Genomic DNA, 14,721 nt, shown 5'->3' with positions numbered 1-14,721 from the left:
ATTGTTCCTTAATGTGTATTGAGTTAGCTAATATTTTTTATTTTAAACAAGGATAAGTAAATAAAAAATTTAGTTAAAGTGTAAGAAGAGGTACTAACACAGAGTTAGTACCTCAAAAAAATTAAAGGCTTTTTGGGTAATCAACACCTAGCCAAACTTTGAATAAGGCTTTTTGTCGACGTGATGGATTTTTCGCTAAACGTATGTTTTTAGGTTTGTTTGCTTTTTCGCTCAATGTAAGTTGAGTTGTATTTAGAGTATCACGACGGAAGTAACTGATTTCGATTTGTTCGCCAGCGTTAAAACGTTTAATGTATTTATCAAATGATTCACTAATACGCTTACCATTTACCGCAATAACAATATCACCCGTGGTTAATCCAGCTTGCCATGCAGCACCGTTTCTCTTAACGCGTTCTACAAATAATTGACCATTTTCATACTTACCTGACATTTCAGCTTGGGCTTCAAAGGTAACATCTTTAGGATATTCAAAAACTAGTCCAACTGTATTTAGCATCTGTTCAAAATTAAGTTCAGCTGGGGAATCAACATTCTGTTGCCACCATGAATTGTAGTCTTTACCTGATACGGTTTTTAAAATCTGTTTAACATCCTGATTTGTGAAACCTTTAGGCAATGGAAAGTCTTTATACAGTGTTTTATGTACGTCGCGATAGCTTACCTTTCCTTTACTATCTTCAATTAATTTTGCATCAAGCGCCCAAGAAATAAGCGCCCCTTCGCTGTAAATATTAGTGGAATAATTAATATCATGATCGCCGCCTTGATTAATCCATTTATCAAAACTAGTGTCTGCAGCCGATTGAATTTCTCTACCAGGGCGTTCAAGGTGTTTATTTATATTTTTTGATAGACCTTTGAAATACTCTTTAAGCGTTATAATACCGCCACGAATAAGCAGTAAATCATCAAAATAACTTGTTGAGCCTTCAGCAATCCAAAGTAAATCGGTGTAATTATGGTCTGTATAATTATAAGGCGTGAGCCCTTTTGGACGATATCCTTTTATATTCCATGTGTGAACAAACTCATGAGATGCAGTAGTAATAAAACCTATGTAATCATCTCGTTCAAAAAAGGAATCACGTTGCCTTTGTATTATGGTTGAATTTAAATGCTCAGTAGCGCCACGTGCACCACTGGTTGCATGCACCATAAATACATAGCGGCTATATGGATAAGCGTGCCAAATATCTGTGCCTGTTTTCACAAGTTTTTTTAAGTCAGTAATCATTTTATCTGTGTCATAATTACCCTCCCCCCAAATAACAAGTTCATAGTCGCGGCCATCGACTTGCCATTTGAACAATTTGTTGATGCCTGTTTCAATCGGTGAATCGACTAAAACATCATAGTTTTTTGCAACAAATTGGTGCTCATGCTTCCCATTTTCCATACCTGATACACTGCGCCAATTATCAGGCACGTTTAAATCAACTGTTACATTTTCATCTCGGTATTGTTCTGAAAACATAAAGAAACCTGAGGCATCAATAAAGGCATGACTGTCATCAATATGACGCGAACGCATGGCTAATTCATTAGCATAAACTTCATAAGAGATAGTAACTTTAGAAGTTGGCAAAGCGTCAATTTTCCATGTGTTTGAATCTATTTTACGCCAGTTTAAAGCATTGCCTTTATCATCTTTAGCTTCAAATAAACGAATCCCATTGGCCATATCTAATAATTCATAACGGCCTGTGCGCCAAGAGGGTAAAGAAACTTCGAGTGTGTTGTTTCCGCTTGGAAAAATAACATCAACTTTGCCAATATGATGAGAGCCATTTTCAATAGTAAGGTGGTAATTTACATCAGCAAAAGACACTGAACTAAACGCGCTCGTGGCTAATAGCAAAATTGGAGATAGATAAGATTTCATTCTGATACTTATAAAGTGAAATTTTATAAACCCTAACAATTTCAGCAAATGAGCGCTACTTTTAGCGATTAAATTCGTAAATAGAACTATGCTTAAATATAGCGATATTTGGGGTCGAAATTAGTGGTACATTGAGATAAACTTTAAGCGCTTAAAAGAAATAGGTAAAAATCACGGTGTCTCAGCAAGTTAGTATACTACGCACGAAGTTAGATTCGGCTATTAAAGGGCGTAAACAACTCGAACATGCATATAAAGTTCAAATTGACTATTTAACACAATTTATTGCTAAATTATCGCTCGTTTGTAAAGGATTAGATCTCGAATTAGATAATCGACTTGCTAAGTATCGCAGTACGATTCAAAAAGGTGTAGATTATGAGCACCTTGTCCCCCTACTAGAAGAAATTTCTAAACTTTTCAAAGATCAAGCAAATCGCGCAGAAACCAACCTAAAAGCACTGCATCAAAGTGTTGAAACTGCGGGTAAAAAATTACAAAAGCGCCAAGGTTTACCAGACGAACTGCGTCGTAATCTTCGTGTATTACTAACCAATGATTTAGAAAACGTAAAAGCAACAACTGAATTCATACCCGTTCTTACAAGGCTAGTTGAAATCTATCATTTGGTACTTGAGAAGAAAGCAGAAAGTAATGCGCCTGCAAATAGCATTGAATCACCAGAACTTGCGCAAGAATTACAAAATTTAATGAGTGAGCTTGCTTTTGAAGGTGAAAGTGGAAAACGCATTGATGCCATTAAACAACGAATTTCAAGTGATTTTAACCTAGCTGTATTATTAGAATGCTGCGTTGAAATTATTCGTATTATTGTTGAAACAATTTCACAAGAGCGCGCCTCAGCTCAAAAATTCCTATTTGCGATAAATGAGACTCTCTCTTTATTGCAAGAAAGCTTAATGGAATCGGTTAAGCGCTCTAGTAAAATTAATTCACAAATGGAAAGCTTAAATAAGCAAATCCAACAAAAAATGAATAATATTAGCCAAGATGTGGACGCCGCTCAAAACATCAATACGCTAAAGCAATTAATTGCAGAAAAAATGGAATCACTTACCTGTGATTTAGCTGAAAAAGAAAAGCTCGAACAACAAGAACGCGAAGAACTTGTTAAAACCTTAAAAGACATGGGCGAACGTGTTAACAAGCTTGAGAAAGAAACGGAACATTACCAAGAACGCTTGGCTGAGCAGCGCTTTAAAAGTTTACAAGATAGCCTAACACAATTACCCAATCGTGCTGCGTTTGACGAACGTTACGCCCTTGAATACAACACATTCAACCGCGATCGTCATGATTTATGTATCGTAGTTGCCGACATTGACCATTTTAAGTTTATCAATGATAACTATGGTCATAGTGCGGGTGACAAAACTCTCCAAGTCGTAGCTAGAGCGCTTAAAAAGGCAATACGTGTTACTGATTTCATTGCTCGTTTTGGCGGTGAAGAATTTGTTTTAATCATGCCACATAGCAAACTTGAACAGATCAGCGTACCGCTTGAAAAATTGCGTCGTGCAATTAAAACAATCCCATTTAAATTTAAACAAAAATCGGTTTCTATCACTATTTCTTTTGGCGCAACCCAATTAAGAGAAGGTGACTCGATGCAAGAGGCTTTTGACCGCGCAGATGAAGCGTTATATGAAGCTAAAAACTCAGGTCGAGACCGTATTGTATTAAAAAAATAACTTGTTTAGTCTCTGATAAAAACTATATTTAAATTAAGTGCTTATTGATAATCCATCAATAAGCACATTTCTAAATTAGTTTTAGACGTACAAGGAGACGCCTATGCAAGTACAGATCAATCCATCTGGTGCGCTCGATTTACTTTCTCAACTAGAAGTTGAAGCACTTAAACGCTCTTCCACAAGCGAACTGTATCGCTTATTTCGTAATTGTTCGCTCGCCGTTTTAAATGTTGGCAGTCATACCGACTCTAGTGTTGAAATTTACGATAAATATAAAAATTTTGATATAAACCTGCTATGCCGTGAAAGAGGCATAAAAGTGGAATTACTTAACCCACCTGAACATGCCTTTGTTGATGGTAAAATTATTACTGGTATTAATGAGCATTTGCTGGCTGTAATTCGCGATATTCTGTTTATTAAAGATAAATACCAAGACGGTAAAATTAACTTAACTAGCTCGTCTCATATAACCCATGTGGTATTTGATATGCTACGAAATGCACGCGTATTAAAGCCAAGTGAAGACCCAAATATGATTGTGTGTTGGGGCGGACATTCAATCAAAGAAGAAGAATATAAATATACCAAAGAAGTGGGTTATCAACTTGGCTTACGAAATTTAAACATTTGTACAGGATGTGGCCCAGGTGCAATGAAAGGTCCTATGAAAGGGGCAACAATTGGCCACGCAAAACAGCGTTTTACACAAAGCCGTTATTTAGGATTAACTGAACCAAGCATTATTGCGGCTGAGCCCCCTAACCCTATCGTAAATCAACTAGTCATATTGCCTGATATTGAAAAACGTTTAGAAGCATTTGTGAGAACAGCACACGGTATTATCATTTTTCCTGGGGGCGCAGGTACCGCAGAAGAACTGTTATATTTACTTGGCATTTTACTTCACCCTGAGAACGCGAAACAGGTGTTACCCGTTGTGCTTACTGGGCCTGAATCTGCAAGAGCATATTTTGATGAACTCGTAAAATTTGTAAAAGACACTTTAGGGGATGAAGCTTTAGCTAAATTTAAGGTGATTATTGATGATCCTGAAGCGGTTGGGAAATATTTTACCGAAAATATGAGTAGTGTTCGCGAATACCGTAAAGAACGTGGAGATGCTTACCATTATAATTGGTCATTAAAAATTGAACCTGAATTTCAGCTACCTTTTATGCCTACGCATGAAAATATGGCAAATTTAAACCTAGAAATTAACCAGCCGAAAGAACAACTCGCAGCTAACTTGCGCCGTGCTTTTTCAGGCATTGTTGCTGGTAATGTAAAAGATGAAGGAATCAAAGCCATTAAGCGTCACGGGGTATTTTCACTTTCAGGCGACAAGTCGCTGATGTTAAAGATGGATAAATTGCTTTCTGCTTTTGTAGCTCAAGGAAGAATGAAGCTCCCAGGTGCTGTATATACTCCCTGCTATAAGATTGAAACTTAAGTTTTTCGCTAAAAGTATGTAAAATGGCGCGTTAATCGCGCCTTTTTATTTAATTCAAAATAAAAAGACATCTATTCATTAAGGTTGTTAGGTTATCCATGGCTACACATCTGCTGTTAATTGATGCATTAAATTTAATTCGTAGAATTTATGCTGTAGATAGTCAACAATCAGGTAATAGCCCTGAACTTGCAATAAAAAATACTTTCTTTCGTGTGCAAAATGCCACAAGAAAACTGTTAAAGCAGAGCCAAGCAACTCATGCCATAGCTGTTTTTGATGGGGAAGAAAGCTGGCGTTATCATTATTATTCTGGCTATAAACAATCACGTAAACCAATGCCATCTGAACTTGCTAAGGCATTACCTGAAATTTATAAAGCGTTTTCAGACCTTGGTATAACTGTGTATGTACCAGAGCATGATGAAGCAGACGATGTAATAGCTACCCTCGCCTCAAAAGCATCAGAAAATAACATACAAAGTACGATTGTTTCGACTGATAAAGGGTTTCTCCCTTTCTTAAATGAACACATCTTTGTTTATGACTATTTCAAAAGTGTTTTTATTACCCCATCTGATGTTGTAACTAAGTTTTCTATCAAACATCATCAGCTTGTTGATTTTTGGGCTTTAAATGGCGATAAAACTAACGATATACCAGGTGTACCTGGTATTGGGAAACAAGGCGCGATAAATCTTTTAACGACATTTCAAAATGTACAAAATGCCCTTGACTGTGAAACGCCGCCAGATGAGTTAAAACGTGTTTTCAACAAGTTGAATGGCAATCATGAAGATTATATTCGTGCTAAGCTATTGGTAAGTTTGCGTCAAGATATCCATCTTGGTTTCAGTCTAAAAGCATTACGTTTACCGAGCTTCCAATATGAATAATAAAATACTTAAATACATAGTCTTAGGTCTGGGCGTTTATGCAATTGCAGCTGGACTAATTATAAATTTTTATAAAGATGATCCTCAAGGCATGTATTGGCAAGATAGAGAGTCTTTTAACAAACGCTATTTAAGTAAACTTAAAGTTGATACGCCCGTATTTTTAGATCAAGTATTCAATAATCTTGGCTCTCCTGACCTAACATTTGCAAAACGTTCAGGTGAAGATGTCTTCCAAATCATATATTATCGCACTCAGCATGAACATTCTGATGGTATCACTACCAAAGATGAGTGTACTGGGATGTTCTTTAAGAATGAACAACTGGTTGCATGGGGACCTGGCGCAGAAATTGCCTATGAAAAAGTGCATTAATATATTTAACGGATTTGTGAGTGACAATAGCTAAAAAATTAGAAGAATGCTGTCAAAGTTTTGAAAAGATCTTCCAACTATTTTCAACGAAACAACAATGGCACCTTGCTTACCCACAATTAGTCAATTCTGCTACACAACTTGAAGCTTTCTTTCATCAACATCAACATGTCGCGATTGCTGACCTTGCAATTTATGATGGCAATTTTGATTATGCAACAAATTTGCTTAAACGACAGTGCTTTATAATCTGTATACTTGCAAAGTTAATTGGTTTAAATAGAATCGCGACTGTTAAATTATTACAAAGTGCTATTTCTCAGCTAGTTTCAGTAAGAGAAGAATTAAATACGGTAGGTGCAGGAAAAACTTTAACTGTTGAACAACGTAAATCTTATCATGCACGTTTCCGTCAAAGTTATGCCTTTTTAAAGTCGCATATTTCACAGCTGCCTTTGGTACAAACAGAGTTGGTAAACATTATAAAAAAACGCCCTGTTTACTCTCAGCATTCTGCCATCGTACGTTTAAGTTTTGCCCTTGCAAAGCGAAGCACCCACTCAAAATCAAAACGACCTCATTCATTTAAGCAGTGTATTAGTAAGGTCTATTTTAAACTTGCTAATGCTTATGAGAAAAACCTGCTAACATTAATGGCAAATATGTTTAACCAGCCAATTCCTGGTGAATATGTTCATTTTGAAGGTGCTGAGTATCTTGTGTTGGGTTCAGTATCAGAAAAAAAACTATTGTGCTATCACGTTATCAATAGCGCATTTATTGAAGTAAGAAACACAGTTAAAGCAATCAAATCGCCTCAAAATAGCTTTGCTAAATCATCAGATTACTATCAATTATGGGAAAAACTACCTCAACTATTACCGGTTATTAGCCCACCCTTTATCGATGAATATTTTTCTCGTCAGGACCTCATTACCATCAGAAAAGCAGCGTATTTCAGCATGGGAAAACTCATTTCTGAGCTTAATAAAAACCCAAATGCGCAAATGCTTATTTTTAATTTAAGTGAACGCTTTTCATCTTCTAAAATTAACGATGTTAGACATGCAATTGCACTTGTTGGCGTTGAACAACTTCCAGATTTACTAGAAAACCAACAGTTAGTACAGCGCCTTGATGCGATTGGAAAGCTCAATTGGCAAAGCGTTGCCACGCGCATTAAATTATTAATTACCTTTATAGAAAGTTATAAATCGGTTGATCCTCACTTCCCTTGCCAAAAAGTAATTAACTTTGCATTAAAGTACATAGCATTCTTGTTTAAAATTTATCCTCACGGGGTGTTATTACCTATTAATAACACCTTACCAAACATAAGCTTAAATCTACTTACAACCACTGTTAATTTTTATAGTGTGCATAAAATTGATTTACCTGAACAAGTTCAAAGCAATCCGTTTTATGAAATATCACAGCCAAAGTTTGATTTAACCGAAGCAAGCTCTATACATAGCGCATGCTATTTACATATGGTTTTACTTAATTGTGTATTTCTAGGTAAACAACTTAATACATTAACAGCCTATGAAAAACAGCAACTAACATTTGCACAAAAACAGCTTGGCATAGAAGATTTAGATAAATATTTAGCCAAGTTATTAGACTTTAGTCCTGTTAACCCGCTTTTATAGCAACATATACCGTCATTTTTATGTGTTTTGTGGATTAATCCACTAAAAATTGCTATAAATAGCCGTTGAATAATAATCCGAGATGGCATTAATAACTAATCAGTTAATAGTAATGTCATATTCGTTCGAAACAATCTCACGTAAAATGATATCCAGCCGGATGTCATGTTTCAGTTAAAGGAAAATTTAATGTCTAAGCAAACCATTACGGTTATTAAAGGCGATGGTATCGGTCCAAGCATCATTGATTCTGCGCTTGAGATCCTAAATGCAGTTGGTTGCGATTTTGAATACGAATTTGTTGATGCAGGTCTTACTGCGTTAGAAAAAACAGGTGAATTGCTACCACAAGCTACACTTGATGCAATCGAGCGCAACAAAATTACATTAAAAGGCCCACTAACAACTCCTGTTGGTGAAGGTTTTACATCAATTAATGTAACGTTACGTAAAAAGTTTAACCTTTACGCAAATGTTCGTCCTGTAAAATCTTTTGAAGGTACAAAAGCACGTTACGATGATATCGATATCATTACAATTCGTGAAAATACTCAAGGTATGTACTCAGGTTTAGGTCAGGTTGTATCAGAAGATGGTACTGAAGCTGAAGCAATGTCAAAAATCACACGTGAAGGTGCAGAAAAAATTGTAACTTTCGCATACGAACTTGCTAAGCGTGAAGGTCGTAAAAAAGTGACAGCGGTTCACAAAGCCAACATTCTTAAATCAACGTCAGGTCTTTTCCTTAAAGTAGCACGTGAAGTTGCAGAGCGTTACCCTGAAATTGAATCTGCTGAAATGATTGTTGATGCAACATGTATGAAGCTAGTTATGAATCCTGAAGAATTCGATGTAATGGTTACAACTAACCTATTTGGCGACATTCTTTCTGACTTATGTGCTGGCCTTGTAGGTGGTTTAGGTATGGCGCCTGGTGCTAACATTGGTAAAGATGCGGCTATTTTTGAAGCTGTACACGGCAGCGCACCAGATATTGCTGGTAAAAATTTAGCAAACCCAACTTCTGTAATTTTAGCGTCTATTCAGATGCTTGAATATTTAGGTGAAGCTGATAAAGCTGAGCGAATCAGAAATGCTATTGCACATGTTATTAAAACAGGTGATCGTACTACCCGTGATTTAGGTGGTAGCCACGGTACAACTGATTTCACACAAGCGGTTATCGAAGCGCTTTAATTTAAAAAGGTGACGTAAGTCACCTTTTTTTATCGCATTTTCTTGCCTTTTAAATCTGCCATTTTAGACTACTCTCGCTGACAATCAGTAAACGAGGACACAATGAAACTAATAAAAACAGCTTTAACTGTTGCATTAAGCATGGCTGCAACTGCAACAATTGCTAATGACACACTCACACTCGAAGATTTAACTAAAATTCAATCTGTAGGACAAACAGTAATTAGCCCAAATGGCGATACTGTTGCATTTACCCGTTCAGTGCCACGTGAAATTTATGTTGAAAAAGACGGTTTTAATTATTCAGAACTTTTCTTAACTGATGCTAAAGGCAATGAACGCCCTTTCATCACGGGTAAAGTAAATATTTCAAGCCTAGAGTATTCAGCTGATGGTAAATTTGTTTATTTCTTAGCAAAATTCAAAGAAGACAAATTCAAATCGCTTTACCGTATTCCTGTTGATGGTGGTCAATGGCAGAAAGTTATCGCGCTTAAAGGCACTTCAATTTCTTCATATGATTTAAGCCCTGATAATAAGAAGATTGCAATTATTGCAAAGCCTGCCAAACCAAAATCTGATAAAAAATTAAAAGAACTCGGTTTTAAAGCTGAAACCTATGAACTTGGCCTTACTAATTCAGAGTTAATGATCACTGATTTAGCAGTAACTGATGATGCTTTAACTTTAGATGGAATGGCACTAAACACTTACGTAAGTGATGTTAATTGGTCAAGCGATGCTCAACAGTTGCTTGTTAAAACACAGCCTTCTGCACTTATCGACGATAAGTATATGAAATCTACATGGCACGTTTATGATTTAGCACAGCAAAAAACAGTTATGTCATTTGCAACAGAAGGTAAATTAGGCGATGCTGAGTTTTCACCAAGCGGTGACTTTGTTGCTATTCTAGGAGCTGAAGACAAACACGATCCAGCGACAGGTCGTTTATATATAGCGAATACCAAAACAGGCAAAATTGAAAATTGGCTACCAAATTTCGAAGGTCATGTCAGTGATTTCGAATGGTCTAATAAGTCAGACACGTTGAATTTTGTAGCACAAATTGATACTGAAAGCTTTATTGCCACTATTAAACCAGGATCAACAAAGTATAAAACGACACTTAAACGTGGCAAATTAATTGCTGGTCGTTTATCAATTTCAGACTCAGATAAGACAGTTGCATTTGCAGGTCACTCACGTAAACATCCAACTGAAGCATTTATGCTACGCGGCAAAAAAGATATTCGCGTGTCTAACTCAAATGCTTGGTTAAGTGACAAACGTTTAGCTAAACAAGAAACCATCACCTTTAATGCACAAGATGGTACACGTTTAGATGGTGTACTTGTTTATCCATTAGATTACCAAGAAGGTACTCGTTACCCATTAATCATGTCAGTACATGGTGGTCCAGAGAGTCATGATAAGGATGGTTGGGTAACTAATTATTCTCGTCCAGGTCAGGTGGCAGCAGCTCGTGGATATGCCGTACTTTACCCTAATTACCGTGGTTCAACTGGTAAAGGTGTAGATTACTCTAAGCTTGGTCAAAATGACTATGCAGGTGAAGAGTTCAACGATCTTGTGCGCTTTAAACAACACCTTGTTGATAAAGGTTTAGTTGATACCAAACGTGTTGGTATCACCGGTGGTTCATATGGTGGTTATGCATCTGCATGGGCTGCTACAAAACTAACTGAACACTTTGCAACATCAGTTATGTTTGTAGGTGTAACTAACCAATTATCAAAATTTGGTACAACCGATATTTCAAATGAAATGCATTTAGTTCATGCACGTTCATATCCTTGGGATAAGTGGCAATGGTATTTAGAGCGCTCACCAATTTACTGGGCTGGTCAGTCTAAAACACCATTATTAATTATGCATGGTAAAGATGATCCTCGTGTTCACCCTGCACAATCAATGGAACTTTACCGCTATATGAAAGTGCAAGGCAAAGATGTTCGCCTTATTTACTACCCAGGTGAAGGTCATGGCAATAAGCGTATGGCTGCAAAATATGATTACAGTTTACGTTTAATGCGCTGGATGGATAATTACTTACTTGATGGCAAAACTGAAATGCCAGCATATGAAATTGACCATGCAGCAAAATTAAAAGCAAAAAAAGAAGAAACTAAATAAATATTTATTTTAATTTCTTTATTATAAAGGCCCTAGTGGCCTTTTTTTATTAATATTGCTTACGCGAAATTTTGCATACAATCTCAATTTAAAGCATTTTCAATTCAGAAAACCCTAAACAAAGTTATTCAACGAACATAAACTACGTGCATTTTGATTATTCCAAAATAAATTATGCTTTTTGAAGTGTTAAGCGTTGACAATAGTTAACAAAAATAATACAAATACGTTAATAATTTTTTAGAGCAAATTTAAATGACATTATTTCTACTTCTAACTGTCTTCGTCCTGGTCTTAGTTAAGTCGCCAGCGGGGAGTTATTAGTTAATTTTGTCACATTGAATTTAACAAACCCCCGCAATAAAGCGGGGGTTTTTTTTATCTACTGCACAGAGGAATGAGGATGGACAGTAATAAAATGTCAGGTGCTGAGCTTGTTGTACAAGCGTTAAAAGCCCTTAAGGTTAAATATATTTTTGGCTACCCAGGTGGAAGTGTTCTCGATATTTATGATGCACTTTTTGCAGAAAATGAACTTGACCATATTCTGGTGCGTCACGAACAAGCTGCAACACACATGGCGGATGGTTACGCACGTGCAACGGGTGATGTAGGTGTTGTACTTGCAACATCAGGCCCTGGTGCTACTAACTGTGTAACGGGCATTGCAACAGCGTATATGGATTCAATTCCTATGGTTGTACTATCTGGGCAAGTGCCCACCAATTTAATTGGTGACGATGCATTCCAAGAGACTGATATTGTAGGCTGCTCTCGCCCAATCGTAAAACACAGCTTTAACTGCCGCGATGCTGAAAAAATTCCGGAAACTTTAGCAAAAGCGTTTTATTTAGCTGCATCTGGTCGCCCAGGTCCAGTAGTAGTTGAATTACCAAAAGATATCCTTAACCCAGCGCTTGCCTTTGATTATGTAATGCCTGACGATATTTCAATGCGCTCTTATAGCCCAAATACTAAAGGGCATCCTAAACAAATTAAAAAAGCGGCTAATGCAATTTTAAACGCAAAACGCTTAGTTATTTATTCTGGTGGCGGTGTTGTTTTATCAGATACATCAGAGCAACTAACAAATTTAGTTGAAACACTAAACGCCCCTTGTACGAACACATTGATGGGTTTGGGTGGCATTTCCGGCACACATCCTAATTTTATCGGTATGCTTGGTATGCACGGTAATTTAGAAGCTAACAAAGCAATGGCAAATGCTGATGTTATTCTTGCTTTAGGTGCACGATTTGATGATCGTGTAACCAATAATGTGAAAAAATTCTGCCCTAATGCAACGATTGTTCAAGTTGATGTAGATCCAACATCAATATCAAAAACAATTCACTGTCATATTCCTGTTGTTGGTGATTTAGCAACTGTTTTTGACCAATTACTTACGGCTATATCTAAAAGTGATATCCAAATTGATCGCGCATCACAAGAGGATTGGTGGCGACAAATTAATAACTGGCGTGAACAACGCTGCTTAAGCTATGACACTGACTCTAAGAAAATCAAACCGCAGGCGGCAATTCAAGCTTTATATAAAGTAACAAATGGTGAAGCTTACATTAGTTCTGACGTAGGTCAGCACCAAATGTTTGCAGCGCAATATTATCCATTTGATAAACCTCGTCAATGGATCAATTCAGGTGGCCTTGGCACTATGGGCTTTGGTTTCCCTGCAGCGATGGGTGTAAAGCTCGCTTTTCCTGATAAGGAATCCGTTTGTGTAACGGGTGACGGTTCTATTCAAATGAATATTCAAGAACTATCCACCTGTATGCAATATGGTCTACCAATTAAAATTGTTTCATTAAACAACCGATCTTTGGGTATGGTTCGTCAATGGCAAGATATGATTTATGCAGGCCGTCATTCATGCTCTTACATGGAGTCATTGCCTGATTTTGTAAAATTAGCTGAAAGCTATGGCCATATCGGCATTCGCATTGATCACCCTTCAGAACTAGAAGAAAAATTAAACGAAGCGTTCTCTTATAAAGACAGACTTGTATTTATCGACATAAACGTTGATGAAACCGAACATGTTTACCCAATGCAAATTCGTCATGGTTCTGTTGATGAGATGTGGCTTAAAAAAGGAGTAAAAGCATAATGCGTCATATTTTAAGTATCCTATTAGAAAATGAGCCTGGTGCGTTGTCGCGTATTGTTGGTTTATTTTCTCAACGAGCCTATAACATTGATAGTTTGACTGTGGGCCCTACAGATGATGATTCACTATCACGCATTACTATTACTACAACAGGCAACGACCGGATCCTTGAACAAATAACAAAACAAGTAAACAAACTTGTTGATGTTCATAAAGTAATAGATTTAAGTGACGCTAGTCACATTGAACGTGAACTTTTGCTTGTTAAAGTAATGGCACACGAAGAGAAAAACCGTGCAGCAGTTACACGTGTTGTCGATATATTTGGTGCTTCAATACTCGATATGGGCAAAACCACTTATACACTGCAACTTGTTGGAGCAGTTGATAAGCTAGCGTCATTCATTGATACATTAAAAAACGAAACAGAAGTAATAGAAGTTGTGCGCTCTGGTGCTGTTGGTTTAAGCCGAGGAGATAAAGCGTTACGTCCAAAATAGGTAACGCCTTTCTATAAACAATAAAAAAGGAGCTATAAGCTCCTTTTTAAAAGTTATTGGGATGATAACTTTACAAATTAGTTAACGCTGTCTTTAAGACCTTTACCTGCTTTGAAAGTAGGGATATTAGCAGCAGCGATTTGAATTTCTTCACCTGTTTGTGGGTTACGACCTGTACGTGCTGCACGAGCTTTTACAGAAAAAGTACCGAAACCAACTAGTGCTACAGAGTTACCGTCTTTTAATGATGTAGACACTGCACCAGTGAATGCGTCTAGAGCGCGAGCTGCTGCTGCTTTAGAAATTTCTGCGTCTGCAGCGATTTTTTCAACTAATTGTGCTTTGTTCATTATAGATTCCTATCTTTATTATTTTGCCTTTGCAGACCCTATAGTTATGCATTTTTTCAGGCTTGGCAATACGTATTTGTCATTTTTTAAGCAAAAAATCTAAAAAATTTGATTTTAAGTTAGTAATTTAATGATCTGTTTTAAATTATTAGCTTAAAGTGCCTGTTGCTCTGGCTTAACGACTAATTGAATTGCTAAAAAGCACAGCCATAGACTTGCAACAGGTGATAAAAGCAGGCTAAGTAAGTCGCCGTAATTTGCAAGAAAGTAATTTAAGTCCATTTTATCATCCCATTTATAATAACGATTTACTCTATTAGTCGTGAATAGATCAAAAAAGGTTGTGTTTATTTGAATTTTTTTAAGAAAACTTATTAATCACTTTGTTTTT

Annotated in this window: 12 protein-coding genes; 9 read left to right on the top strand and 3 right to left on the bottom strand. The window is 36.7% G+C overall.

Going from position 1 to position 14,721, the window contains the following annotated elements:
- Positions 1-121 precede the first annotated feature (121 nt).
- Complete coding sequence (locus AAEU29_RS13100) at positions 122-1,906, bottom strand: M61 family metallopeptidase (RefSeq protein WP_421973765.1); 1,785 nt, start codon at positions 1,904-1,906, stop codon at positions 122-124.
- Between the two features lie 176 nt (positions 1,907-2,082).
- Here AAEU29_RS13100 and AAEU29_RS13095 point away from each other — a divergent pair, with 176 nt between their 5' ends.
- The 9 genes from AAEU29_RS13095 (at position 2,083) to ilvN (ending at position 13,980) form a co-directional block, all read left to right on the top strand.
- Positions 2,083-3,618, top strand: a complete 1,536-nt coding sequence (locus AAEU29_RS13095; RefSeq protein WP_421973764.1) for a diguanylate cyclase — start codon at positions 2,083-2,085, stop codon at positions 3,616-3,618.
- Between the two features lie 103 nt (positions 3,619-3,721).
- Complete coding sequence (gene ppnN / locus AAEU29_RS13090) at positions 3,722-5,074, top strand: nucleotide 5'-monophosphate nucleosidase PpnN (protein ID WP_421973763.1); 1,353 nt, start codon at positions 3,722-3,724, stop codon at positions 5,072-5,074.
- Positions 5,075-5,172: 98 nt separating this feature from the next.
- Positions 5,173-5,970: a flap endonuclease Xni gene (gene xni, locus AAEU29_RS13085; RefSeq protein WP_421973762.1), complete on the top strand. Its 798-nt coding sequence runs from the start codon at positions 5,173-5,175 to the stop codon at positions 5,968-5,970.
- Positions 5,963-6,346, top strand: a complete 384-nt coding sequence (locus AAEU29_RS13080) for a DUF3192 domain-containing protein (RefSeq protein ID WP_274760400.1) — start codon at positions 5,963-5,965, stop codon at positions 6,344-6,346. Before xni ends, AAEU29_RS13080 begins: the two co-directional genes overlap by 8 nt.
- 20 nt (positions 6,347-6,366) lie before the next feature.
- Positions 6,367-7,998, top strand: a complete 1,632-nt coding sequence (locus AAEU29_RS13075; RefSeq protein WP_421973761.1) for a hypothetical protein — start codon at positions 6,367-6,369, stop codon at positions 7,996-7,998.
- Between the two features lie 189 nt (positions 7,999-8,187).
- The gene (locus AAEU29_RS13070; protein ID WP_421973760.1) at positions 8,188-9,195 is read left to right on the top strand and encodes an isocitrate dehydrogenase; all 1,008 of its coding nucleotides are present in this window, start codon (positions 8,188-8,190) and stop codon (positions 9,193-9,195) included.
- Between the two features lie 102 nt (positions 9,196-9,297).
- A complete protein-coding gene (locus AAEU29_RS13065) occupies positions 9,298-11,352 on the top strand; it encodes a S9 family peptidase (protein WP_421973759.1) in 2,055 nt (684 codons plus the stop codon).
- A 403-nt stretch (positions 11,353-11,755) separates the two neighbouring features.
- Entirely contained in the window at positions 11,756-13,480 is a 1,725-nt protein-coding gene (locus tag AAEU29_RS13060; RefSeq protein ID WP_421973758.1) for an acetolactate synthase 3 large subunit, read from the top strand.
- On the top strand, positions 13,480-13,980 hold the full coding sequence (gene ilvN, locus AAEU29_RS13055) for an acetolactate synthase small subunit (protein ID WP_421973757.1): 501 nt from the start codon (positions 13,480-13,482) through the stop codon (positions 13,978-13,980). The genes AAEU29_RS13060 and ilvN overlap by 1 nt, the downstream gene beginning before the upstream one ends.
- Positions 13,981-14,057: 77 nt before the next feature.
- On the opposite strand, the gene AAEU29_RS13050 is transcribed toward ilvN, so the two are convergent.
- Positions 14,058-14,330, bottom strand: coding sequence for an HU family DNA-binding protein (locus tag AAEU29_RS13050; RefSeq protein ID WP_010559147.1), 273 nt, complete (start codon positions 14,328-14,330; stop codon positions 14,058-14,060).
- 153 nt (positions 14,331-14,483) lie between these two features.
- Positions 14,484-14,612, bottom strand: a complete 129-nt coding sequence (locus AAEU29_RS13045; protein WP_421973756.1) for a hypothetical protein — start codon at positions 14,610-14,612, stop codon at positions 14,484-14,486.
- Positions 14,613-14,721: the final 109 nt, after the last annotated feature.

Origin of the sequence: Pseudoalteromonas aquimarina, assembly GCF_049257255.1 — a bacterium.
GTDB lineage: Bacteria > Pseudomonadota > Gammaproteobacteria > Enterobacterales > Alteromonadaceae > Pseudoalteromonas.
The sequence above is the reverse complement of the archived record's forward strand: the minus strand, read 5'-3'. Positions and strand labels throughout refer to the sequence as shown.